The following is a 21,948-nucleotide window of genomic DNA, read 5'->3' as shown; positions in this document are numbered from 1 at the left end:
TCACAACCTCTCGCTCAATTCAATACATTAATAGGTCCTGAACCTAAGGCATGCCGCTCGCCGACCCGTTCACGTATAGTGCCTACACGTCCGCCATGGTGGACAATGAAAATCTGGCGTCCGTATCCGTCAGCCAGGGATCGTCCGACCTCACAGCGCCGACATACAACGCCGACGGCGCGCAGATGACGTTGAATCTGCGCCATCCATCGAAAAAATTTGGAGTATATGTCGAGGCTTCAGGTGGCACTCATAGTACGAACAAGGAATTTCTCCGCGTTGATACGGGCGAAATAGGACACTCCGGCGTGACCGGATTCGTGTCCGGTTCTTACTCCAGCGCGAATCTCTGGCGTGGTCCGGGCGATATGTATCGTTGGCATCTTGACGCAGCTCTTGAGAAACAATGGGGGCGACGCAGCAATTCAGAGTTGATATTCAGCTACAACTACGCCAACCAAACCGAGTGGCTATATCCAACCCTCGCGCAGTGGCACGAGTACGGCGATAGTTATAATACGAATTCAAAATATACTGCAGGAAACACGTCATATTACAAATTAAATACCAAGGCGACGAATGCGATTGTTGGTACGATCAAAAATCACTTTGATTTTGGAGGCGGACTGACGCTGGATGCTCAGCCCTATGCAGTTGAAACCTATGGGCTGAACAATTATGGCGTGTCCATCCCAACCTCAACTGGCTATTTTGGGTCGGAAAAATACGCCACCCTCGATGGGTATTCGCCCGGAGGCGGAAACGTTACTGCGATCAGCATTCATCCCTGGGTGCAGACGTCGAGCGGCCTGAATCTGATCGGGGCATGGAAAAAAGGCAATAAAACGGTAAAATTTTCATATTGGTACTCTTATGTCGTGCATACCGAGTATCAGAATCATTATGTCGTCGATTCGCACGGCGGTTACTCAGAGAATAATGGATATCTAAAAGTTGGTGGCAGGGCGCTGACCCAATACGATATTAACGGTATGCAGCAGTCTAACACTCTGGCGTTGGAAGACGAGCTGCGGCTGTTCCATGACCGGTTGACGATCAACGCCGGTCTGCGCACGAACATGATCAGCCGCGAATTCACGGAGAGCGTGCCGGGAGCCGATCCGTACAAGTCGGTCAAGAATATGTTCATACCCGCGCCTCAACTGCTCATAAGCTACAAGATCGATCCGGAAAATCAGATATATATCAAAGGAACGACCGGATATCGGGCGCCGTCTTCATTCCAATCTCAGGTTGCGACATATAGTTTCACTTCGCCTGTAGTGGCGTCGTCGCCTTTGAGCGATTATCGACCCGAGTATATGATTGGGGAAGAAATTGGCTTCCGTCATTATGGGCCAATCATGTTCAACGTGGCCGGGTTCAACTACAATCTGACGCATCATCAGATCAGCAGCTCCACCTATTTGCCGAACTCAACGCTGATCGTGTCCCAGCCGATTGACGCAGGCGGCGAAACGGCGCGTGGCGTTCAGGCGGAGATATCGACCCGTCCATGGCATCATATCAGCGCTTATGCTTCAGGGCAGTATATGCATACGTCGGTCGGTAATAACATCGCCTATGACGGCGATTATTTTCGCACCAAAGGTAAGCAGGAAGTGGCTTCCCCAAAATTTCTTGCGGCGTTGGGTCTGACCTACGACGATGGAACAACATTCGGAAATTTCAATTTTCGATATTCCGATTCACAGTATTCCACGTTGATGAACGACCAGGGAATTCCGGCCTATTTTACGGCGGACCTCTCTTTCGGGCGTTATCTTCCAAAAGTCGGACGATTTCATCCCAAGGCGATGTTGAGCCTGACCAATCTGGGGGACGTGCATTACCTGTCGTCGATGACCGGATATTCCGTGACAGCCGCGAAATCGATCACCGGGATTTACGGCAAGACGGTCAGCGGTTCGAATCCCAGTTACAATGTCGGATCCGGCTTTGCTGCCGTTGTGACGATTGCTGGCACATTCGAATAAAATTGCTTGCACCCGGCCTGTGTTCCTTCGAAACAGGCTGGGCCGCGATCTTTGAGGCTATTCAAAATTGTTTCAGGCGACCCCGTCGACCAGCAGCATAGGGCGCCCGTCGCTGCTGATTTCGATGCGGGCTTCCACGCCAAACGCCCGGCGCAAATGCTCTGGGGTCACCACCTCGCTCACCGGGCCTGCGCTTACGACGTGGCCATCCGCAAGAAGCATGGCCTGATCAGCGCGTCGCAAGGCGACGCCGAGATCGTGCAGCACGATTACGGTGATCATCCCGCGAGAAGCTGTTTCACCACGCAAAACGTCCATGACTTCGAACTGATGGCGCAGGTCGAGGGCGCTCAGGGGCTCGTCCAGAAGCAGCACTCGTGGAGACCGCGCCAACGCCTGGGCCAGACCTGCAAGCTGGCGCTGTCCGCCTGATAATTCATCGAGATAGCGATGGGCGAGCGAGGCTATGCCCAGATCGGATAAAATCTTCAGCGCATGGGCGATGTGATTTGATCTGCGAGAACTGTGATCGGTTCGCATCGCCACGAGCACTGTTTCCAGAGTTTGCATCCGGATCGGCGGTGGCAGCGTCTGGGGCATATAGGCGCAGTAACGCGCGCGTTCGGGTAGAGCGAGGGTTCCGAGGGCGATGTCGCCGAGCGATATTGCTCCGTCGGAGGCTTTCAGCCCTGCAAGCGCCCCCAGCAGCGTCGATTTCCCGCTGCCGTTCGAGCCCAGCAATGCTGTGATCGAGCCGGGGGGGAGGGGGCCGACGGTCACCCCGTCCAGAATACGCCTGCGTCCGTAGGAGATGGTGAGCGGACCGGCTGTCAGCGGATCATACGCGGTCGCCTTCATGTCGCCGGACGCCGCAAAACGACGCCTAGGAAAAATGGGATTCCTACAAGCGCAGTGACTATTCCGACCGGAAGGACCTGACCCGGCACCAGATTGCGTGCGGCTATGGTCGCGCCTGACATGATCAGGCAGCCGGAGAGGGCTGCGGTGGGCAGGTAAGCCCGGTGGTCTTCGCCGACCAGACGGCGCGCGATATGGGGCGCCACCAATCCGACAAAACCGATGGTTCCAGAAAACGCGACGGCAATGGCCGCAAGAATGCTGATCCGCATGAGCGAGGCAAGGCGCACGCGACGAACGTCGACTCCCATACTGGCGGCGCGATCTTCTCCCAGCCGCAGCGCAGTCAGAGCCCACGCTGAACGCAGCGAAAACGGCGAAACGATTGCGCAGGCGAGGAGCAGCGCACCGATCTTTGGCCATGTGGCGCGCGTGACGCTGCCCATTGTCCAGAAAATCAAATCCTGCAACGCGTCTTCCGATGCGACGAATTGCAGGAGGGCGACGCAAGCCTGAAAGGTAAAGACCAGAGCGATGCCAAACATGACGACCGTATTGGACGCGGAGCCTCGAAGGCGGGCGACGGCGTCGAGTGCCAGAGACGCGCCGATTGCGAACAGAAATGCATTGGCGGCGACAGCGCCTTCGCCGCTGAGAAACGGAAAGGGCAAGCGCCAGTCAAGGATAATGGCGAGAGAGGCGCCGAACGCTGCAGCCGCCGACAGGCCGAGCGTGAAGGGGCTGGCCAGCGGATTGTCCAGAATGGTTTGCATCTCGGCCCCGGCGAGGCCGAGCGCGAGGCCGGTCAGGACCGCCATCACCGCATAGGGCAGGCGCAAACGCCAGATGATGGTCTGCGCTCCGGCGTCGCCTTGTCCAAGCAGGGCGCGAAAGATGTCGTCGACGCCCAGTCTCGCCGGGCCAAGGGCCAGGTTGATCACGAATGTGACGCCCAGCAATGCCAAAAGAGTCAGCAGAACGACGATCCGTCGCCGTTGCAGAGAACGGTAAGCCCCGAGCGCCGTTTCAATGTCCGGCGAAGGAGCTGCTGGGCGGGAAGCGTCGGAGATCGACGTTCCCGGCGACGCTTTGGGGAAGCAGGAAGCGTTCGTCACGTCGTCAGAATCACCGTCCACGGCGCCGCTTCTTCATCGCGGTGGGAGGTGGGACGTCGCGCAAGGTCTCGTCGTTGGTCGCCGCGCTGTCCGTGTGGTTAAGTATTTTTTTCCCCGGCGCGAGGTCGCGCCTGCGAAGCAGAAGACGCACGGCGCCCTGATTGGCCTGATGGCTATGCGTCGCGGCGAGGACCACGCGACGCAAGTCGACCCGCCCGAGCCAGTGTGGGAGTTCGCGGCGCAGGATTCCTCCCTCCGGTCCCGACCCGAGACCCGTGACGATTTCGACGCATCGAACGCCCTCCACGTAGGCTTCGTGCAGAAAGGCTTGCAGGCGATAGAACGCGGCCTGAGCGGTCATCCCGTGCAAATCCAACCGTCTCTCTACCGGAACGCGACCAGTCGCCAGTTTACGGAGGTTGCGGGGATCGACGCCCGACGCAGGCGCTGTGACGGACGCCTTGACCGTCGTGCCGCTTCCGGCGCGGCGAGATGCTTTCGCGCGCAGATGCGCCGCCATGGCCGCTTCGGCGGCGGGCAGAAATGAAGAGGCGGGCGTTCGAGGTATGGAGAAGGCCGTGCCGCTCTGAGGGCGGCCGATCGCGTTCGGCGCGGCTAGGTTGCGAATATTCTGGCTTTGAACGGGCGCTTCGAGATGAGCTGGACTCAAGTTCGCGTGCCGTGATGCTTTCAGGCCCGGTGTTGGCGGCATGGGGCGCAGGTCGTGCGTGCTCGTGGTGCGCAGCGATGGCGCTTCGGCGGCGTTCTGCGCCGGAATATCGCTTCCTCCGGGCCCTGCGTCGGGTACAGGCCGCCCCAGCGGCGTCACGTCACGCACGCAGCGCATCCAGAGCTCTCGCTCGTCATCGCGCAACGTCCTGCGGCGCACGCCTGATCCTCTCGCTTCTCTAGGGTCTTTCGCCGTATGCGCGACCTTCCGTCATGATGCCGCTTCGGCTTCCGTCGCCGCAAGGGGCAAACGAAAAACCCGCTTCGACCGAGGGGGAGGGATATTGCGCCCGCCTGATTTGAGGCATTGAGTATCCCGCCGCCGTGTGGCGAGTAAGCGGGGCGCGGCGTATAAAATTTGGAGTGATCATGGCCGGACCAAAACTCTTTGAGCCCGTTCGTGTCGGTTCTCTGGAACTGGCCAACAGAATCGTCGTCGCGCCGATGTGCCAGTACTCGGCCCAGAATGGCTGCATGAATGACTGGCACCTGATCCATCTCGGCGGGCTGGCGCTCTCCGGCGCCGGTCTGCTCACGATCGAGGCTACGGCGGTCTTGCCAGAAGGCCGGATTTCCTACGGCGATGTCGGATTGTGGGATGGCGTGACCGAGGCTGCGCTGCGTCGGACGCTGGATGGCGTACGCGCGTGGTCTGATACGCCGATCGCGATTCAGCTTGCGCATGCAGGGCGTAAAGCGTCGCACGAGGTTCCGTGGAAAGGGGGGCAGCTCATTCCCTCGAACGTGGAGAATGGCTGGCTGACCGAGGCGCCGTCTGCGACGCCGTACGCGCCGGGCACTGAATCTCCAACGGCTCTCGACAAGGACGGGTTGCGGCGCGTGCGTGAGGCGTTCGCCGCCGCTGCCCGTAGAGCCGCCCGGCTGGGAATCGATGCCGTGCAGTTGCACGCCGCACACGGCTATCTGCTGCACCAGTTCCTGTCGCCACTCGCCAATCAGCGAGAGGATGAATATGGCGGCTCTTTGGAAAACCGCCTGCGTTTTCCGCTTGAAGTGTTTGACGCCGTGCGAGAGGCGTTTACCAACGGGCCTGTGACAATCCGCGTTTCCGGTTCCGACTGGGCGCCGGGCGGGTGGGATGTCGAGCAGACGATAGCTCTGGCGCAGGCGCTGGAGACACGGGGATGCGACGCAGTGCACGTCTCCAGCGGCGGGTTGACGCCAGACCAGAAAATTCCTGTGCATCCCGGTTATCAGGTTCCGCTGGCTCGCGCGGTGAAGGCGGCGACGCGCCTGCCGGTCGTGGCGGTCGGGCTGATCACCGGCTTCGAGCAGGCCGAACAGATCGTAGCCACAGGGGACGCCGACATGATCGCCCTGGCCCGCACTATTCTCTACGATCCGCGCTGGCCGTGGCATGCGGCGGCTCATCTCGGCGCCAGGGTGCGAGCGCCGAACCAGTATCTGCGGTGCCAGCCGCGCGCTTACAAAGACCTGTTCAACGTCTGATTACGCACAGGCTGCGAGGGGCGCCCTTCGCAGCCGGACTGAGCGGCTTCGTCAAAGGCGAAGGCGTCGTGAGATGGGAAGCGTAACGCGGCCGCAAGTAATGCAACGCGGTCGTGATTCAGCGGGTTGCCTGCAGAGACGTAGGTCCTATTTTTATAACGCTCAGGCGGCGTAAGATTCTGTAATCTGCTGCTCCGCCTTGCGTCGCCCAATCGAGAGCGCCATGAAGGCCGCGATTACACCGGTGCAACCCGATAATATCAACGCATCTTTGTAATTGCCCTGAGCCTGCCGCAGCATTCCGGCGAGGAACGCCGCGGAGGCCGCGCCGATCTGGTGGCCGCAAACGATCCAGCCGAATACGATGGGTGCTGAACGCTCTCCGAATGCTGCGTTCGTCAGCCGCAACGTCGGCGGGACGGTGGCGATCCAGTCCAGGCCATAGAACACGCCGAATACGGTCAGGCTGGGGCCGGAAAAATCTGAAAACGGCAGAAAACAAAGCGAAAGCCCACGGATTCCGTAATAGGCGAACAGCAACCGGCGCGCGTCGAAGCGGTCGGTTAGCCAGCCGGACAGAGTCGTGCCGAAAAGGTCGCACAGACCCATCATCGCCAGTATGCCGGCCGCCGGAACCTCGGCGATCCCATGATCGGCGCAGATGGCGATGAAATGGGTGCCGATCAGGCCGTTCGTCGTAAAGCCGCAGACGAAGAACGTCAGAAACAGTAACCAGAAATCGCGCCGCTGTGCAGCGTTCAGAAGGGTTTCGACCGCCAGCTTCGCAGGATGCGTTGTCGGCGGCGGTGGCGGCGCATAGTCCGCTGGCGCGCCGTGAGGAAGGACGCCACGATCGGCTGGATGTTCCGGCAGAAGTAGCGCGACAAGCGGGATCAGCAGAACACAGGCGGCGCCGACACAGAGCGTCACGGCCTGCCACCCCACGCTTTGAGCGACGTGCGCGAGCGCGGGCAAAAATATCAGCGATCCGGTGGCGGTGCTGGCTGCAAGGATGCCCATCACGAGGCCACGCCGCGTGACGAACCAGCGGTTTACGACGGACGCGCCGAGCACCATGGCGACGGCTCCGGTCCCGACGCCGGTGAGCGCCCCCCAGGTGACGAAATACTGCCACGGCTGCGTCATTGCTGATGAGGCGAGGGTCGACGCCGCCATCAACGTCAGGGCCCCGAGCAACGTGCGACGGATTCCAATGGCCTGCATCAACGCCGCAGCGAACGGGCCCATGAGACCGTATAGAAAAATGCCCACAGCTGCCGTGGCCGCCAGCGTCTGCCGGCTCCATCCGAGCGTGTCGTGCAATGGCATCATCAATACGCCGGGCGTAGCGCGGACGCCCGCCGAAACAAGCAGGGCGGCGAAGACAACGGTGACAGCCACGACCACTGGGGCGGCGACGCGGGGAGGTGCTGGCGTCTGATCCGGGGAAGGGTTGTGAGGTGGTGGTGGAGCGCGCATATGACTTACCGGTAAGTTACATTCGGCATTAGTGTACCGATCGGTAACATTGTCAATGGAGGCGGGATGCGGCGTGATCGCGACGACGAGGGTTCGATGGTGGAGAGTGGGGCGCATAGTGATGAGCCGCCTCTCGCCAGCATTGTCGTAGGATCTGAGCAGTCGCACGGCGAGGTCTCGACGGCTGTCTTGGCTGAGAAAGGATGTGTGGCCGCGAAGGGCGGTGAGTCGGCAGATTTTTTTCCAGAGGGCGGCTCTTCAATGGGTGTTTCTTCTGGGAACGTTCGCGCAGCGGGCGCGTCATCAGTCGGTGGCGCACACGTCGTCCGCCGTGGGGGCCGCGTTCTTGCCGGTGACAAGATCAGGGAGACCGCTGCGTCGCTGTTTTACGCGCGGGGAATCCGTTCGGTAGGCGTGGACGAAATCGTGCGCGCGGCGCAGGTCACCAAGCCCAGCCTTTATCGCGCCTACAAATGCAAGGACGATCTGGCTGAGCTTTTCCTGCGGGATTACCTGTGCGATTTCATCGACCGAATGGCCGGTTTCGAGGCCGTTTATCCTGACGATCCACGCGCCCAGATCATCGCCTATTTTGACGACCTGACGAAGCGCTCTGTCCGACCGGAATATCGTGGCTGCGCACTCAGCAACGCGCTGCTTGAGTATACGGAGTCCGATCATCCCGTGCGCCGCCGTGCGCAGGACCTGAAGCAGGATATCCGTGCTTGGATGGCGGCCAAATGTCGGGAGCTGAAGGTCGCCGACCCAGAGACCCTCGCAGACAGGCTGCTGCTGCTGCTGGAGGGAGTTTACGGTGCGGGGCAGGCGTTTGTGCAGCCGGGTCCGGCTGCGCAGGCGGCGGCGCTTGCGCGTCTCGTGCTGGACGCGGCGGGGTGTCCCGCGCCCTGAACGGAGGCTTCGCGGTGCGTCCGGGCAGGGCGTCGTTCCTTGAAACTTCTCCGACCGAAGGTGGTGTCCGGAGCAGCCATCCTGTACAAAGGCCGGCATGACCCAGCATCGCATCGCCTCCATCCACCGCGTCACCGGTGAGACTGATATCGCCGTCACTGTGAACCTCGACGGGACCGGCGTCGCGTCGATCGACACGGGCGTGGGGTTCTTCGACCACATGCTGACGGCTCTGGCCAAGCATGGAATGCTCGACCTCGACATTGTGGCGAAGGGTGATCTCCACGTCGATTTCCATCACACGGTCGAGGATACGGGCATCGCTTTGGGGCAGGCGATCGCTCGTGCTCTGGGCGACAAGCGTGGAGTGCGCCGATTCGGTCATGCGCTTGTGCCGCTTGATGAGGCTCTGGCTGAAGTTGTGGTCGATCTTTCCGGGCGGCCGTTCATCGCATGGACGGTAGATTTTCCGGCGCCTGTGGTCGGTGAGATGGACACGGAGCTGTTCGAAGAATTCTTCCGGGCGTTCGCGATGGCGGGAATGATGACCCTACATGTCACGAAAAAGGCGGGGCGAAACTGCCACCACATCGCGGAGAGCGCGTTCAAGGCTGCGGCCCGGGCGCTGCGAATGGCGGTCGAGCCGGACCCGCGCGCCTCGGGCGTGGTGCCTTCGACGAAGGGTGTGCTGTGAAAGTCTTCACCGTATGGGTGCCAGGACCGAACGCGCCGGTCTCGCGGCGTGATGCGCGCGCACCTGTCCTCGTAAAGGACGGAGTTGACTGGCGCGTCGCTTTTTTTGGGTGGCTTGGTCTGCTTCGTGGCGGCGCATGGATGAGCGGGTTGTTCGCAGCCTCCGCGACGATGCTGCTTCGGACCGGCGCAGGCGGCTTCGTGGCGCCGTGGGCTATCCTGTGTCTGACCCACCTTGTGTTGGCGGTGTTCGCAGGCGATTTGCGTGAATGGGAGTTGCGTCTGCGTGGGTTTCGACCCGACGGCGTGATTGCGGGCGCGTCTCGTGACGGCGCGCTTTTGCGCTATCTTGATCGCGTTCGAACAGAGGGTGTAGGCGAGCGGCGACGCGGCGCGTCGGACGGCGGCATCCCTGACCCGTTTGCGGTTGCGGGCGCCCGGTTATGACGACGAAAAGTCCTGATGGCGTCGGGTCGGAACCGCAACTGATCGTTGTGATCGACTACGACGGCGGCAACCTTGCGTCTGCGGCTCGCGCCGCGACGCGGGCCGCAGAAATTGTCGGCGTCGACGCCGAAGTCGTGATTTCAAACGATCCCGGCGCAGTGCGGCGGGCTTCGCGCATCGTGCTGCCGGGGCAGGGCGCGTTTGCGGATTGCGCACGCGGGTTGGCGGCGGTTCCCGGCCTTCGGGCGTCCATCGAGGACGCTGTTGACGGCGGCTCGCCGTTCCTTGGCATCTGCGTGGGTATGCAGTTGATGGCCGAACGCGGGCTTGAGCATGGCGCGACGCAGGGGTTGGGCTGGATCGCCGGGGAGATCGCGCCGATGGAGGCGCCGGGCCTGCGGTTGCCGCAAATGGGATGGAACGAACTGACGCTGACCCGTCCGCATCCACTAACCGAGGGCCTTGGCCCGGCGCCGCATGGGTATTTCGTGCATTCATACGCTCTGACGGGGGCTCGGTCGGGAGATTTACTGGCGACGACCGATTACGGCGGCGCCGTTCCGGCGATCGTCGCGCGCGGCAATCGGGCAGGGACGCAGTTCCACGTTGAGAAAAGTCAGGCTGTTGGGCTGAAAATCATGGCGAATTTTCTGCTGTGGGAGCCTTCACGCGCACCAGAAGGGGTTGAGGCGTGAGCGAGACGCGGCTGAGCGCTGAGCGTGTTCAGGATTTGTCGGAGGACGACCTGCATGCGTTGTGCGAAGCGACCGACGCCGCGATCCTCGATGGCGGGGGGTTCGGCTGGGTCAACCCGCAAGGGTTGAAGACGCTTTCCCGTTATTTTCAGGGCGTCATGCTGGTGCCGGAGCGCCAGTTGTTTGTCGCGCGGCACGACGGCGTGATCGTCGGATCGGCGCAACTCGTCCGGCCGCCGCGCAACAACGAAGCGCAGGCGATGGCCGCAAGCCTGATGCATTTTCACATCGCGCCTTACGCCCGTCGTTTTGGGTTGGGTCGCAAGCTGCTCGACGAAATCGTTCAGTGCGCTCGCGCGATGGGATATCAGCTTCTGAATCTTGACGTGAGGGAAACCCAGGATCGCGCTATTGCGCTGTTTCGCCGCGCGGGGTTCGAGCACTGGGGCACGCATCCGGGATATGCCATTGTTGGCGGGCGGCTGGTGCGCGGTCATTACTTCGTTATGCGTCTTCAGGAGCAAAGTCGGGTCGTGCATCAGGTGTCGGAAGAAAATTCTAAATCTGGCGCGAAGGTTGTCGGCGCGTCTAGAGGTGGGCCGTCGCGTGCGCTCACGCTGTACCCGGCGATCGATCTCAAGGACGGCGCCTGCGTGCGGCTGCGGCGCGGAGAGATGGACGACGCGACGATCTATTCCGACGATCCCGGCGCGCAGGCGCGGCAGTGGTGCGCCGCCGGGTTCCGTTGGCTGCACGTCGTCGATCTCAATGGCGCCTTTGCAGGTCGCTCCGCCAACGTGGACGCTGTGCGCCGGATCGTCGCGAATGCGACGACGCCGGTGCAACTCGGCGGTGGTCTGCGCGACATGGAGGGAATAGCCGCGTGGCTTAAGGCGGGCGTGACGCGGGTTATCCTCGGCTCCGTCGCTGTGAAGAACCCGGAACTCGTACGTGAAGCCTGTCGCGCTTTCCCCGGTCGCATCGTCGCGGGGATCGACGCACGCGGCGGGCAGGTCGCGACGGAAGGCTGGGCGGAGGTCTCCGATATGCAGGCGACCGAACTCGGGCTGCGCATGCAGGACGCTGGGGTTGCTGCGATCATCTTCACCGAAATCAGCCGTGACGGGATGCTGGAGGGGCTCGATCTTGAGCAGACGGCGCAGCTCGCGCGTACGGTATCCATTCCCGTCATCGCCAGTGGCGGCGTGGGCTCGCTTGATCACCTTGCGGCCCTGAAGCGTATCGCGCAGGACGCGCCGGGGATCGAGGGCGTGGTCGTCGGCCGTGCGCTTTATGACGGGCGCATCTCCCCGCGCGAGGCGCTTGAGGTTCTGGCCTGATGTTGAAGCTGCGTGTCATTCCCTGCCTCGACGTGAAAAATGGCCGCGTCGTGAAGGGCGTGAACTTCGTGTCGCTTCGAGATGCGGGCGATCCGGTCGAGCAGGCGGCGCTTTATGACGCCGCCGGAGCGGACGAGTTGACTTTCCTCGACATCACCGCCAGCCATGAAAACCGCGATACGATACTGGACGTCGTGAGCAGGACGGCGGAACGCATTTTTCTGCCGCTGACTGTTGGCGGCGGCGTGCGCGTCACGGACGATATGCGGAGGCTCCTGCTGGCGGGCGCCGATAAATGCGCGATGAATTCTGCTGCGGTGTCCCGGCCTGAATTGATCAGCGAAGCGGCGAACAAGTTTGGAAGCCAGTGTGTCGTCGTGGCGGTAGACGCGCGTTCCGACGGTCGGGGCGGCTGGGAAGTCTACACGCATGGCGGACGCACGCCGACAGGGCGCGACGCGATCGAGTGGTGTCGTGAGGTGGCGGCTCGCGGGGCGGGGGAGATACTGCTGACGTCGATGGATCGCGACGGAACGCGGTCCGGTTTCGATCTCGATCTGCTGCGAGCAGCGAATGCGGCTGTCAGGTTGCCAGTCGTCGCGTCAGGGGGCGTAGGGGAACTGGAACATTTCGTAGAGGGCGCCCGCGCCGGGGCGACTGGCCTTCTGGCCGCCAGCGTGTTTCATTTCGGGCAGTTTACGGTGCCGCAGGTGAAGCGCGCTTTAGTCGACGCAGGTTTGCCTGTGCGGACGACCGCTTGACGCCGATACAATGATTACGCTGCGCGGTGTGATGGGCGACCCGATCACAGAGCGTGCAAAAGTTTGCAACTGACCGGATGTGAGATGGCCAAGACGCCTGTGAAGAAAAGTTCAGCCAAGACCGCCGGCGCTGTGAAAAAGCGCCGGAGCGCCGGTGTTGACGCCGCCTCGAATGAGGGCGCGCCAGCGTCCGGGTCACTCAAGGCGCGCGTGGCGACGGCCCTTGCCAAGGGGCGAGGTAAGGGGAAGGCCAAAACCAAGGCGCGTGTTGAAAAAAACACGTCGCAGTCTCCGGCTGTCCGAATTACGCCGGATCCGGCGATCGACGCGAGCGTTCTGGATCGTCTTTTCGACGTGGTGACGAGCCGCCGCGATACGGACCCCGCGATCAGCCATTCCGCGCGTCTTCTGTCGCGCGGGACGCGCAAGATCGCGCAGAAGTTTGGAGAGGAAGCGGTTGAGTGCCTTATCGAGGCTGTTGCCGGGCGCTCCCATGAGATGATCGGAGAGAGTGCGGATGTTCTCTATCATCTGATCGTCATGTGGGTGGATGCAGGCGTGACTCCGGCGGAAGTATGGGCCGAGCTGGCGCGTCGTGAGGGCACGAGTGGAATCGAGGAAAAGGCGTCCCGTGTTCCCGCCAAATCCTGATCAGCGTTGACGCCGCGGCGGACAGTTTTTGCGTATGGAGGAAGACAGGATGGCGGTAAGCGGTATCGGGCCTTACGATCCCCAGAATATTTTTGCAAAAATCCTGCGAGGGGAAATTCCCTGCAACAAGGTCTATGAAGATGACTGGGTTCTGGCGTTTCACGATATCGGACCGAAAGCGCCTTCGCATATCCTGGTGATCCCGAAGGGCGCCTACGTTTCATTCGCGGATTTCAGCGCGAAAGCCTCAGCAGAGGAAATCGTCGGCTTCAGTCGAGCTCTGGGCGCGATCGCGCGCGAACTGGGGCTTGAGGAGGACGGTTATCGCGTGATCATGAACGTGGGGCCGAACTCGGGGCAGGAAGTCCCGCATTATCACGCGCACCTACTCGGCGGTGGTCCTCTGGGTGCGCTGATTGGCGGCCCAGGTGCGGCGCGGGCGGGCGCAGGGTAAATGTCGGCGTGAGGCCGCTAGATGCGGCCCAAAGTATGAAGGATCGTTCAATGCCAGAGACTCCCTCCTCTCGTCTTGCTTCGTTGGGCATCGTTCTGCCCACGCCCGCGACACCTGTCGCCAACTACGTGTCCTGGACGCGTTCGGGTTCGCTGATCGTGATTTCCGGCCAGCTACCACTCAAGGATGGCAAGTTACTGGCGACTGGCAAGCTTGGCGGCGAAGTGTCGATCGAAACTGGCGTCGAGGCCGCGAAATTCTGCTTCATCAATCTTGCGGCGCAACTTCAGTCAGCCGTTGGCGACCTGTCCAAAGTCACGAAGGTTGTGCGTCTGGGCGGGTTTATCTCCTGCACGCCGGACTTCACCGCGCATGCGGCTGTGATGAATGGCGCGTCGGATCTCGCCGTCGCAGTGTTCGGTGACGTCGGCCGTCACGCGCGTTCGACCGTCGGCGTGCCTTCCCTTCCGCTCGACGCTCCGGTCGAGGTCGAGGGCATGTTCGAGATCGTCTGATGACGGCGTGGGCGCTCACGCTTCACGATTCTATTCGGGGGCTTTCTCCGGAGGCGTGGGACGCCTGTGCGGGCGACGATAATCCTTTCGTCAGCCATGCTTTCCTGTCGGCGGTCGAAGACAGCGGTTCAGCGACGCCACGCACTGGATGGCTGCCCCGTCATGCGGCTCTGCACGATGGACAGGGACGGTTGGTCGCGGTTGCTCCAGCGTATCTCAAAGCGCACTCATACGGCGAATATGTGTTCGACCATGGTTGGGCCCGCGCGTTTGAGGCTGCCGGAGGAGCGTATTACCCCAAGCTTCAGGTGGCGTCGCCGTTTTCTCCAGTTCCAGGGCCGCGTTTGCTGGTCCAGCCTGATCTCGTGGCTCCGGGGGGCGCATCGTCCGCACGAGACGCGTTGGCAGATGGTCTCGCGCAGGTATGTAGAGAGTTGGGACTTTCCTCTTGCCACGTGACGTTCTGCACGGAGCAGGATTATGCCTCGTTAGGTGAGCGCGGTTGGCTGCAGCGGTTGGGCGTCCAGTACCATTGGCATAATGACGGCTATGCGTGCTTCGACGATTTCCTTTCACGTTTGGCGTCGCGAAAGCGAAAAGTTCTGAAACGGGAACGGCGGGACGCAAATGCATGTGGCCTTACGTTTCGCGCGGTTCGCGGCGGCGACATCACCGAAGCTCTGTGGGATGCATTTTTCGAGTTCTACCAATCGACTATCGATCGAAAATGGGGCAGCGCGTATTTGACGCGCGAATTTTTCTCTTTGCTGTCGGCCCGTTTGGGCGACCGCGTGGTGCTTATGATCGCCGATCATGACGGCAAGCCCGTCGCCGGGGCGTTGAACCTGTTGGGGCGCGACGCGCTTTATGGGCGGAATTGGGGATGCGTCGGCGAGTGGCCGTTTTTGCATTTTGAATTGTGCTATTACAGAGCGATAGAGTTCGCTATAGAAAACGGGATTTCGCGCGTCGAGGCGGGCGCTCAGGGTGATCACAAGATTCAGCGCGGTTATGTCCCCAGTTTTACGCATTCGGCACACTGGATAGAAAATCAGGGATTGCGAAACGCGGTAGCCGAATTTCTTGATCACGAGCGCATGGCGATGATTGGGGAGGCGGAGGCCCTGCGTGAATTCTCCCCGTATAAACAGGAAGAGATGGGTTGATAGTCGCAGCCCGAATGCCGCGCCAGCAAACGAGCAAGATTATTGTAGTTGTTTTGCAGGAAGCGTTTTCTGCGATTTGTTGACGTCGCCGATCAAGAGTCATCCCTGTCCTTCGGACGTGTGTCTTCAGCGCTCTCTGTTCTGGAAAGTGTTTTTCATGAAGCGTTTGTTTTGTGCTGCAACGATGGCATGTGGTATCGCGGGATGCGGCGCCACGCAGCAACCTTCGGCGGCAGGCATGGCGAATCCAGCGTCGGTATATTGCCATAAGCAAGGCGGAGCGCTGGAGATCAGAAAAGAGCCTGATGGTCAGATCGGGTATTGCCACCTCTCGGATGGCCGGATCATTGAGGAATGGGCTCTGTTTCGCTCTTCGCGCTCGTGAAGTTTTGGGTGCAGGAGTAAGGACTCTTTCTCGTAGGTGAATTGCAAAGAACTTTTGTGCAACGCGACGTGATCTTGAGCCTTCTGCGACTTGCGTGCGTCGTCACGTCAAAGTCGACTCATCGGTGCTTTCCGGGCGCGACAGCGCTGTTGGTCGCCGCGATTGCAGCGATGCTGCCGGTGGCGGTTTTCGCCGCGTGCCCTGAGCATTTCGCTGCGGGGAGGGCGCCGCAATCTGATCGGCAACTGATTCCCCTCTGCTCTGCGGAGTTTGCCAGTGGTTACTCCGCAGAAGATCGGGAGCCAGTCTGGAGCGCAGAGCGGCTTACGAGAGCAGGCGTCATTCAGGGAGAAAATCTGAAGGGGCGGGGACATTTTCATGAGGATATGAGGCTGTCGCGATCCGTTCGCTCGACACGATCCGATTATAAGCGTTCAGGTTGGTCCATGGGGCATCTGGCCCCGTCGGGCGACGCCACGACGAGATCGGGTCGGGAAGAAACATTCGCCCTGTCGAATATTGTGCCTCAGGCGATCGTTCTGAATTCGGGGCATTGGAACGAGATCGAGCGAAACGTGCGACGTATCGTGAAGCGGGAGGGCGAGACCTATGTCGTTACCGGTCCTGCCTTTCGCGAGCCGCTCGGCGTCGTCGGCGCAGATCGTATTCGCGTCCCTTCGTCAGTCTGGAAGGCCGTCTATGCGCCCGGAAGACACGCGGTGTCTCTCATCGTGTGCCGCAACGTTGGGCAATACGGATGCAACGCAGTCGGGCTCGACGCACTGGCTCGGGTGGCTGGCGTAAAACCCTTTCCCGGCCTTCCGGTCTCTGAACTTCGTAGGGACGAAGAACTTGATCGATTTCTGTTGAGTGGCCGAAGCTAGCCTCATCACGCCGTTGGCGCGCGCAGAAGGCGTCGAGGCTCATCACAGGAGTCCTCGGCGCTTTCACGGGATGCTTGCGGAAGTTGCGTCCGGTCGGGATGGGACGCATTTCCGTATATATGTTATGCGAAATAAATTTGAAAGCTATGACTGATCTGATCGCGCGGGTGTGATTGGCGGCGCATAGTCGGATCGGCGAACGCTGGCCTGATTAAGTGCTCTCAAGGCTCGTCCGCCAGCATTTCTCCATATTGTTGCGCTACTGCGGGTCTGTGTCATTTTTTGGAGGTCGTGGTGAGATCGATAGCTGCCGTCGTTAGTATGGTCGCATTGTGTGTGACGTTGCCGGTTCAAGGGCAGGCTCAGCCCGCTCCAGGTGGCTGGCACGGTTCAGGCCGCGGCCCCGGTCCTAACCATTTGCGGCATGGCGGAGGTCCGGGTCGGTTCCGTGCGCCACCGCCAGCCCCTATGCGCCCTCCGATGTGGCGATCAGGAATGCGTTATTACGGCGGTTCCCCTTGGGTGAACGATTGGCGCGGCTATCCGGGCCTCTATGCGCCGCCTTACGGGTACCGCTGGGTTCACGACGGGAATTCATTCTTGCTGACAGCCGTCGCTACCGGAGTAATCTCGGCAGTAGTGGCTGGCGCTTTGGCGCACCCGTAACGGGAGAACAATGCAGTACCCCCTGTTGGCTGCTCCGGGCTTGGGACAGTTTTAACTGCGGGTCTGCAGGGACACTGAATTCCGCGTCGTCATTTGCGAATAAAATTGTCGACGCGGACTTATAGCCCGTGCCGCGTCCTTAACCGCTGCGAGTAATTTATTCGAGAGAGTGACCAGCTAAAGTCGGTAGCTCAGTCTTTACGGTAGCTGCGGATGGTTGGTGGACGCGGATGTTTTGTGGTCCAGGGAGAGAGCTGATTGTGGTGGAGAGGATGAACGTCTCAAGATTCCTTAATAACTGTCAGAGATTTGGGTTTTTTTCATTAATGTAATTGGCTTTTGTATATTTTATATATTAGAAAAATTAAATATATTTAGATTTATATTTCAGAAGTTACAAATAGAAAAATCCGAGATTTTGAATATAGGGTTTGAGTTCTCGTAAGAAAGCCTGAACGCTGGCTCGCGCATGCTGTCGTGTCGGTTGCACAGCATAGAGGTCAATTGTCTCGCCTCTCATATTCGGCAGAACGCGTATGAGTCGACCATTTTCGAGGTCTTTATGGACGTCGCAGAGAAGTTTGTAGCCGATTCCTTGGCCGGATAGAATCCAGTCGTGAAGTATTTCTGCGCTTGTTGTTGAAAGTCGTGGTTTTACAGAAATTACATCGGTATCCATCTCATCGCCTATCACCCACTTATTTAACAATGTCATTGTTTTGTTGCGGACGAGGCAGAGACAATCGTGGTCGAGTAGGTCTTTGGGGGTGTCGGGAACTCCGCGGCGGGCGAGATAGGATGGAGATGCGCACAGTACGCGCGTGGTGGAGGCCAGTCGCGTGACGACTGCGCCGGCTTCGTCTGGCATCCCGAGGCGCAGGATCACGTCCAGGCAGTCGCTGAAATTGTGGAGGCCTTCGGCCGCGACGGCGAGACTGATATTGATCTGGGGGTGCTTCAGGCTGAACGCTTCGATGAAGGGAGCTATTTGATAGCGCCCGATTTCGACGGGAGCGCCGACGTTCAAAGAGCCTCTTGGCGCATGCGCTGCGGCGGCAATTTCGCTTTCAAGCTGGTCTATTTCGGCAACGATGCCCAGAGCGTTTTCATAATAGACCCGACCGGTCTCGCTCGGCGCAAAATGTCTTGTATTGCGGATCACCAATGTGCTGCCGAGACGCTTTTCCAGTCGCGCGAGATGACGCGATATAGCTGCGGGCGAACTGCCGAGACTGCGCGCGGCTGCGGTCAGACTCCCAGCTTCGATGAGCGATATGAAGAACCGCAGGTCCCCTGCCTGGTCATCCGTCATGATGGACACTTCTCCCTGGAGCGCATTTCGGGTTTATCTTTGCATTTTTGTAAACAGTTTTTTTCCTAAAAAAGCACTACTCGAGCGCACTCAACGGGAGCATTAAAGGACCTACTACAACAGATTGTGATGAAGCTTCCGGTGCGGTTGACGACGACTGCCCGGAGAGGGCTGTGTCGAGGTGATGGCATGTCGATTTTGAGTGATGAGCTGGTGTGTGAAGGCGAAGAACTTCGGAGCAGACTGATCGGAACGTGGGAGCTTGTGTCCTACAAGGTGGAAGAGAAGGACACTCTCCGCACGATCGACGCCATGGGGGCTTCACCGCGCGGCCGCGTCATTTTCACCGACAGCGGCTGGGTCGCCTTCAATCTGGAAGGAAGCGGGCGCGAGTTCTCCAACACCGACGCAGGGCGGGCTCAGCTTATGAAGACCCTCGTGGCCTATATCGGGCGGTATCGCATCGAGGGTAACTGCTGGATCACCAGCGTCGAGACGGCGTGGACTCCAGACTGGGTAGGAACCGAGCAGCGTCGTCAGGTCGTTCTGGATGGCCGTGATCATGCGGACGTGGTGACGCCTTGGCGGAAAATGCCGAACTGGATGCCAGATAAACTCACGCGCAGCATCATCCGCTTCCGCCGCGCAACCCCGTAACTGGCGCGCTGATCTACACCGCCCAGTTTCCCCGCAGCTACCCTCTTGTCTTTCATAATGCGCGGTAATCCGGAACAGGGCGGATAGCACGCTTCAGGCGGGCGAGGCTGAACAGCACGACACGTCAGCCGAATACGGACTTTCGAGACAGATACTCTTACGAACCAAGCCGCTCTCCCCGGGTGGCTTTCTTCGTGGAGAGCATTCTGTGTCCAATTTTTCTCGCCGCTCGTTTCTGCGTAATTCTGCGCTTGTCGGAGCTGCGTTGACTGCGGCGGCCTGTACTGTGACGAGCACCGGCGGCGTTACCGCCATTACTCTGAATGTAGCCAAGCTGCAGGCTTATGGTCAGGCGGGCCTGAATGGTGCTGCGACGATTGTAGGACTCGCTGCTGGCGTGGCGTCGTTGACGCCCTATCTGCCGGCGATTGAGGTGGCGGAAACGGCTCTGGCCGCCGCATTGACGGCGTTTAGCTCAGCGGCGGGGGCGACTGTAACGATCACCTATGACGACACGAACTGGAAAACGCGTGTCGACAGCCTGCTCTCAGACCTTTCGACAGTAGCGAGTTCGATCGACGCCGCGATTCAGGGGGCCGGTTCGGCTCTGTCAACGACGGTGCGAAATGACGCCACGACGGCGCTGAACGCGCTTGAGACAGTTATCGCGCTGTTTCGCGCGTTGCTCTCCGGCGCCTCTGCGGGTGCGATGCCAATGAGTGAGGCGCAGGCGCTTCATGTGCTTGGCGTCGCACTGTAAGTTGGGCTGACAGCGTGCCCGCCCGTGCATCTCTCCAAGTGCGAGATGCGGAAGCATTGCCCTCGGCCCATGACGGGCGTTTAGGCGCCGAGCGTAGACGGCGTCGTTCGGGCGGGAGCCGAACATATGCTCTGACAAGCGCTTTTTTTATCCTTTTTTCATCCTGTTCAGAGCTTCCGGGGCGGGCCAGGCGCGACCTTGTGGGTGTCAGCCTGCCAGATCTCGTTTCCTGTGCCGGACAGCCTGCGGAAAGGATGCGTGTGGGACGCGACGACTGGGTTCTGACTTTCGCTCCGGTGACAATCACGACCCCGTCCGTAACTGGCTCAGTGCCTCTGCTCGGTGATCTGCTGAAACCGTCTGTGACGGCGAGCGCGCAGGAATCATGCCGCATGACAGCGCGTGTTCGCGGGGGACGGATCGCGAGCCTGCATTATGTCGGCACGTCGTCGCTGCTGTTTGGTGCGCACGCGGCCTGCGCGCCGCTCGTGCGAGATTGTCTGAAATATCCGGATCGAACGTCGTTGCCAGAAAATTACAGTGCGGACGATATACTTTCACAAAAAGAAAATGGACTATGATCACAAGAAAACTAGGTAAGCTTCCGGCCCGCCATGATTTGCGCACTTTTCGCATGGTGGAGCCTCTCGCAGCGGCGTTGCCAGTTCCGCCGCTGTCCGCGAACTGGGCCACGGACGTATCGTGGCCAATGTGGGCGAATGACCGCTATGGGTGTTGTACGCAGGTTGGCGTCGCAAGCGCGATCCGTACATGGACCGGGGCGGCGCAGGCGCCGGTTTTGCTGAGTGAATCCCAGGTGCTGGAAAATTACGGCGCCGAATCTGGGTTTAACCCTGACATTCCATCAACTGATCGGGGTGCTGTCGAAGTTGACGTCCTCGAGCGCTGGCGTGTTGAAGGGTATGCCCGACCCGGGCAGACGCGGGACTATCTGACGGCTTACGGGATCGTGAATCCACAGGATGTTGCAGCCGCGCAGCGATCGATCGCGTTTTTGGGCGGTCTTTATATCGGGTTGTCGCTTCCGGAATGGGCTTGTGTCGTCGGGTGCGGCGATTGGGATTACACGCCCGATCGTAACAATGCGATTGCGGGCGGGCATTGCGTTTGGTTGCATGGTTACGATGCTGACTGGTTCTACCTGAACACGTGGGGCGAACAGAAACGCATGTCTCACGCGTTCATGCGACAGTTCTGTGACGAGGCTTACGGACTGGTTTCTCGACAGAACTGGGTGTGCGTTGATGGCGTCTCACCAAACGGCGAGGCGCTCGACGCTCTCGTCAACGAGATGCAGACTGCAGCCAGTGTCTGAACTCGGACTTGTCGCCGGATCAAGCTTGCTTGTGGGTGGTTTGCTCGGGCAGATCGGTATGATTTTGATCCTCCGCTGGCGCTCCAGGAGACGCTGGCCCTACGGTGGAAGCGGGCGGCTCTGAGTATGTTTAGCGTCAGAGGGAAGGCGTGCGGACATGCTTTACGGGTGGCAATTACAACATGCCCAACCAGGCGAAGCCCGCCCAGAATGCGACAATAAGAAAAATACCTCCCAAGAGAACAGGAAGCACGAGAGTTCGCAGAACTGACGTGCTTCCAGCAGGTTCTTCGCCAATGCCTTCGGCCTGTTCTATGGCGTTGGCTCTGCTATCGGCTTCCGCATCTTCGGGCGATTGCTCGGTCCAGCCGACATCCGGTAAAAAATCAGGATCTTTGCTCATTGACGGGTTTCTGCCTGAATTAAGAACACGTCGAACGCTATGCGCGTTATGGCGTGTAAAATGCAAGCTGAACCGGTGGTCACAATCGTAATCGCGGTTGCAGCATTTGGGCGAGACGTTCGCCAGGCGACTTTGTCCTGCGTATGGCGTTAATTGGATTTTCTGTCTTTGATCTGGTTGCCCGTGATGAGCAGGCGGCGCCGTCAGAGTTTGTCGTTATCTAGGCTCAGGACTCATTCTTTAAGATAGAAGATGAAGCTTGCTGC

At 60.0% G+C, this 21,948-nt stretch carries 25 protein-coding genes; 19 read left to right on the top strand and 6 right to left on the bottom strand.

Annotation, left to right across the window (positions count from 1 at the left end; translation table 11 throughout):
• Positions 1-50 precede the first annotated feature (50 nt).
• Complete coding sequence (locus tag HK28_RS12020; RefSeq protein WP_233140519.1) at positions 51-1,997, top strand: TonB-dependent receptor; 1,947 nt, start codon at positions 51-53, stop codon at positions 1,995-1,997.
• A gap of 72 nt (positions 1,998-2,069) precedes the next feature.
• Here the strand turns inward: HK28_RS12020 and HK28_RS12015 are convergent, their stop codons facing one another.
• Genes HK28_RS12015 through HK28_RS14550 form a run of 3 tightly spaced genes read right to left on the bottom strand, consistent with a single transcriptional unit; the run spans position 2,070 to position 4,859 of the window.
• Positions 2,070-2,855: an ABC transporter ATP-binding protein gene (locus HK28_RS12015; protein WP_086644788.1), complete on the bottom strand. Its 786-nt coding sequence runs from the start codon at positions 2,853-2,855 to the stop codon at positions 2,070-2,072.
• Positions 2,852-3,925, bottom strand: a complete 1,074-nt coding sequence (locus HK28_RS12010; RefSeq protein ID WP_086644795.1) for an iron ABC transporter permease — start codon at positions 3,923-3,925, stop codon at positions 2,852-2,854. The genes HK28_RS12015 and HK28_RS12010 overlap by 4 nt, the downstream gene beginning before the upstream one ends.
• A gap of 55 nt (positions 3,926-3,980) precedes the next feature.
• Entirely contained in the window at positions 3,981-4,859 is an 879-nt protein-coding gene (locus HK28_RS14550) for a Smr/MutS family protein (protein ID WP_369823658.1), read from the bottom strand.
• A 209-nt stretch (positions 4,860-5,068) separates the two neighbouring features.
• Between HK28_RS14550 and HK28_RS12000 the strand changes: the two genes are divergently transcribed.
• The gene (locus tag HK28_RS12000) at positions 5,069-6,169 is read left to right on the top strand and encodes an NADH:flavin oxidoreductase/NADH oxidase (RefSeq protein ID WP_086644787.1); all 1,101 of its coding nucleotides are present in this window, start codon (positions 5,069-5,071) and stop codon (positions 6,167-6,169) included.
• Between the two features lie 162 nt (positions 6,170-6,331).
• On the opposite strand, the gene HK28_RS11995 is transcribed toward HK28_RS12000, so the two are convergent.
• Positions 6,332-7,648 carry an MFS transporter gene (locus HK28_RS11995; protein WP_086644786.1) on the bottom strand — a complete coding sequence of 439 codons (1,317 nt, stop codon included), beginning with the start codon at positions 7,646-7,648 and terminating at the stop codon, positions 6,332-6,334.
• Between the two features lie 66 nt (positions 7,649-7,714).
• Here HK28_RS11995 and HK28_RS11990 point away from each other — a divergent pair, with 66 nt between their 5' ends.
• The 13 genes from HK28_RS11990 to HK28_RS14540 all read left to right on the top strand — a co-directional run bounded on the left by HK28_RS11990 (position 7,715) and on the right by HK28_RS14540 (position 17,214).
• A complete protein-coding gene (locus HK28_RS11990; RefSeq protein ID WP_233140518.1) occupies positions 7,715-8,557 on the top strand; it encodes a TetR/AcrR family transcriptional regulator in 843 nt (280 codons plus the stop codon).
• Between the two features lie 97 nt (positions 8,558-8,654).
• A complete protein-coding gene (gene hisB / locus HK28_RS11985) occupies positions 8,655-9,251 on the top strand; it encodes an imidazoleglycerol-phosphate dehydratase HisB (RefSeq protein ID WP_086644785.1) in 597 nt (198 codons plus the stop codon).
• Complete coding sequence (locus HK28_RS11980) at positions 9,248-9,697, top strand: hypothetical protein (protein ID WP_198945880.1); 450 nt, start codon at positions 9,248-9,250, stop codon at positions 9,695-9,697. The genes hisB and HK28_RS11980 overlap by 4 nt, the downstream gene beginning before the upstream one ends.
• Positions 9,694-10,392 carry an imidazole glycerol phosphate synthase subunit HisH gene (hisH, locus tag HK28_RS11975; RefSeq protein ID WP_086644784.1) on the top strand — a complete coding sequence of 233 codons (699 nt, stop codon included), beginning with the start codon at positions 9,694-9,696 and terminating at the stop codon, positions 10,390-10,392. The genes HK28_RS11980 and hisH overlap by 4 nt, the downstream gene beginning before the upstream one ends.
• The gene (gene hisA, locus HK28_RS11970; RefSeq protein ID WP_086644783.1) at positions 10,389-11,732 is read left to right on the top strand and encodes a 1-(5-phosphoribosyl)-5-[(5-phosphoribosylamino)methylideneamino]imidazole-4-carboxamide isomerase; all 1,344 of its coding nucleotides are present in this window, start codon (positions 10,389-10,391) and stop codon (positions 11,730-11,732) included. Before hisH ends, hisA begins: the two co-directional genes overlap by 4 nt.
• Entirely contained in the window at positions 11,732-12,493 is a 762-nt protein-coding gene (gene hisF, locus HK28_RS11965; RefSeq protein ID WP_086644782.1) for an imidazole glycerol phosphate synthase subunit HisF, read from the top strand. The genes hisA and hisF overlap by 1 nt, the downstream gene beginning before the upstream one ends.
• 303 nt (positions 12,494-12,796) lie before the next feature.
• Positions 12,797-13,144 (top strand): phosphoribosyl-ATP diphosphatase, encoded by a 348-nt coding sequence (locus tag HK28_RS11960; RefSeq protein ID WP_086644792.1) that lies wholly within the window; start codon positions 12,797-12,799, stop codon positions 13,142-13,144.
• A gap of 49 nt (positions 13,145-13,193) precedes the next feature.
• Positions 13,194-13,598, top strand: a complete 405-nt coding sequence (locus HK28_RS11955) for a histidine triad nucleotide-binding protein (RefSeq protein ID WP_086644781.1) — start codon at positions 13,194-13,196, stop codon at positions 13,596-13,598.
• 50 nt (positions 13,599-13,648) lie between these two features.
• Complete coding sequence (locus HK28_RS11950; protein WP_086644791.1) at positions 13,649-14,113, top strand: RidA family protein; 465 nt, start codon at positions 13,649-13,651, stop codon at positions 14,111-14,113.
• Complete coding sequence (locus HK28_RS11945) at positions 14,113-15,279, top strand: GNAT family N-acetyltransferase (protein ID WP_086644780.1); 1,167 nt, start codon at positions 14,113-14,115, stop codon at positions 15,277-15,279. Before HK28_RS11950 ends, HK28_RS11945 begins: the two co-directional genes overlap by 1 nt.
• A 157-nt stretch (positions 15,280-15,436) precedes the next feature.
• On the top strand, positions 15,437-15,664 hold the full coding sequence (locus HK28_RS14545) for a DUF333 domain-containing protein (RefSeq protein ID WP_086644790.1): 228 nt from the start codon (positions 15,437-15,439) through the stop codon (positions 15,662-15,664).
• A gap of 74 nt (positions 15,665-15,738) precedes the next feature.
• Positions 15,739-16,548: a DNA/RNA non-specific endonuclease gene (locus HK28_RS11935; RefSeq protein ID WP_233140517.1), complete on the top strand. Its 810-nt coding sequence runs from the start codon at positions 15,739-15,741 to the stop codon at positions 16,546-16,548.
• Positions 16,549-16,869: 321 nt separating this feature from the next.
• Positions 16,870-17,214 (top strand): RcnB family protein, encoded by a 345-nt coding sequence (locus HK28_RS14540; protein ID WP_086644779.1) that lies wholly within the window; start codon positions 16,870-16,872, stop codon positions 17,212-17,214.
• Between the two features lie 394 nt (positions 17,215-17,608).
• Here the strand turns inward: HK28_RS14540 and HK28_RS11925 are convergent, their stop codons facing one another.
• Positions 17,609-18,526, bottom strand: coding sequence for a LysR family transcriptional regulator (locus tag HK28_RS11925; protein WP_086644778.1), 918 nt, complete (start codon positions 18,524-18,526; stop codon positions 17,609-17,611).
• 189 nt (positions 18,527-18,715) lie between these two features.
• Between HK28_RS11925 and HK28_RS11920 the strand changes: the two genes are divergently transcribed.
• From HK28_RS11920 to HK28_RS11905, 4 genes are all read left to right on the top strand, one after another.
• On the top strand, positions 18,716-19,183 hold the full coding sequence (locus HK28_RS11920) for a lipocalin-like domain-containing protein (protein ID WP_233140515.1): 468 nt from the start codon (positions 18,716-18,718) through the stop codon (positions 19,181-19,183).
• Positions 19,184-19,391: 208 nt separating this feature from the next.
• Positions 19,392-19,943 (top strand): hypothetical protein, encoded by a 552-nt coding sequence (locus HK28_RS11915; protein WP_086644776.1) that lies wholly within the window; start codon positions 19,392-19,394, stop codon positions 19,941-19,943.
• 254 nt (positions 19,944-20,197) lie between these two features.
• Entirely contained in the window at positions 20,198-20,524 is a 327-nt protein-coding gene (locus tag HK28_RS11910; protein ID WP_086644775.1) for a hypothetical protein, read from the top strand.
• On the top strand, positions 20,521-21,279 hold the full coding sequence (locus tag HK28_RS11905; protein WP_086644774.1) for a hypothetical protein: 759 nt from the start codon (positions 20,521-20,523) through the stop codon (positions 21,277-21,279). Before HK28_RS11910 ends, HK28_RS11905 begins: the two co-directional genes overlap by 4 nt.
• 175 nt (positions 21,280-21,454) lie before the next feature.
• Here HK28_RS11905 and HK28_RS11900 read toward each other — a convergent pair whose 3' ends face one another.
• Positions 21,455-21,682: a hypothetical protein gene (locus HK28_RS11900; RefSeq protein ID WP_086644773.1), complete on the bottom strand. Its 228-nt coding sequence runs from the start codon at positions 21,680-21,682 to the stop codon at positions 21,455-21,457.
• Positions 21,683-21,948: the final 266 nt, after the last annotated feature.

The sequence above is a fragment of the Acetobacter sp. DsW_063 genome, assembly GCF_002153745.1.
GTDB lineage: Bacteria > Pseudomonadota > Alphaproteobacteria > Acetobacterales > Acetobacteraceae > Acetobacter.
The sequence above is the reverse complement of the archived record's forward strand: the minus strand, read 5'-3'. Positions and strand labels throughout refer to the sequence as shown.

Coding starts and splice junctions, on each gene's coding strand:
- HK28_RS12020 (WP_233140519.1), top strand. CDS start 51: ATGCCGCTCGCCGACCCGTTCACGTATAGTGCCTACACGTCCGCCATG.
- HK28_RS12015 (WP_086644788.1), bottom strand. CDS start 2,855: ATGAAGGCGACCGCGTATGATCCGCTGACAGCCGGTCCGCTCACCATC.
- HK28_RS12000 (WP_086644787.1), top strand. CDS start 5,069: ATGGCCGGACCAAAACTCTTTGAGCCCGTTCGTGTCGGTTCTCTGGAA.
- HK28_RS11995 (WP_086644786.1), bottom strand. CDS start 7,648: ATGCGCGCTCCACCACCACCTCACAACCCTTCCCCGGATCAGACGCCA.
- HK28_RS11990 (WP_233140518.1), top strand. CDS start 7,715: ATGCGGCGTGATCGCGACGACGAGGGTTCGATGGTGGAGAGTGGGGCG.
- hisB (WP_086644785.1), top strand. CDS start 8,655: ATGACCCAGCATCGCATCGCCTCCATCCACCGCGTCACCGGTGAGACT.
- hisH (WP_086644784.1), top strand. CDS start 9,694: ATGACGACGAAAAGTCCTGATGGCGTCGGGTCGGAACCGCAACTGATC.
- hisF (WP_086644782.1), top strand. CDS start 11,732: ATGTTGAAGCTGCGTGTCATTCCCTGCCTCGACGTGAAAAATGGCCGC.
- HK28_RS11955 (WP_086644781.1), top strand. CDS start 13,194: ATGGCGGTAAGCGGTATCGGGCCTTACGATCCCCAGAATATTTTTGCA.
- HK28_RS11950 (WP_086644791.1), top strand. CDS start 13,649: ATGCCAGAGACTCCCTCCTCTCGTCTTGCTTCGTTGGGCATCGTTCTG.
- HK28_RS11945 (WP_086644780.1), top strand. CDS start 14,113: ATGACGGCGTGGGCGCTCACGCTTCACGATTCTATTCGGGGGCTTTCT.
- HK28_RS14545 (WP_086644790.1), top strand. CDS start 15,437: ATGAAGCGTTTGTTTTGTGCTGCAACGATGGCATGTGGTATCGCGGGA.
- HK28_RS14540 (WP_086644779.1), top strand. CDS start 16,870: ATGGTCGCATTGTGTGTGACGTTGCCGGTTCAAGGGCAGGCTCAGCCC.
- HK28_RS11925 (WP_086644778.1), bottom strand. CDS start 18,526: ATGACGGATGACCAGGCAGGGGACCTGCGGTTCTTCATATCGCTCATC.
- HK28_RS11920 (WP_233140515.1), top strand. CDS start 18,716: ATGTCGATTTTGAGTGATGAGCTGGTGTGTGAAGGCGAAGAACTTCGG.
- HK28_RS11910 (WP_086644775.1), top strand. CDS start 20,198: ATGCGTGTGGGACGCGACGACTGGGTTCTGACTTTCGCTCCGGTGACA.
- HK28_RS11905 (WP_086644774.1), top strand. CDS start 20,521: ATGATCACAAGAAAACTAGGTAAGCTTCCGGCCCGCCATGATTTGCGC.
- HK28_RS11900 (WP_086644773.1), bottom strand. CDS start 21,682: ATGAGCAAAGATCCTGATTTTTTACCGGATGTCGGCTGGACCGAGCAA.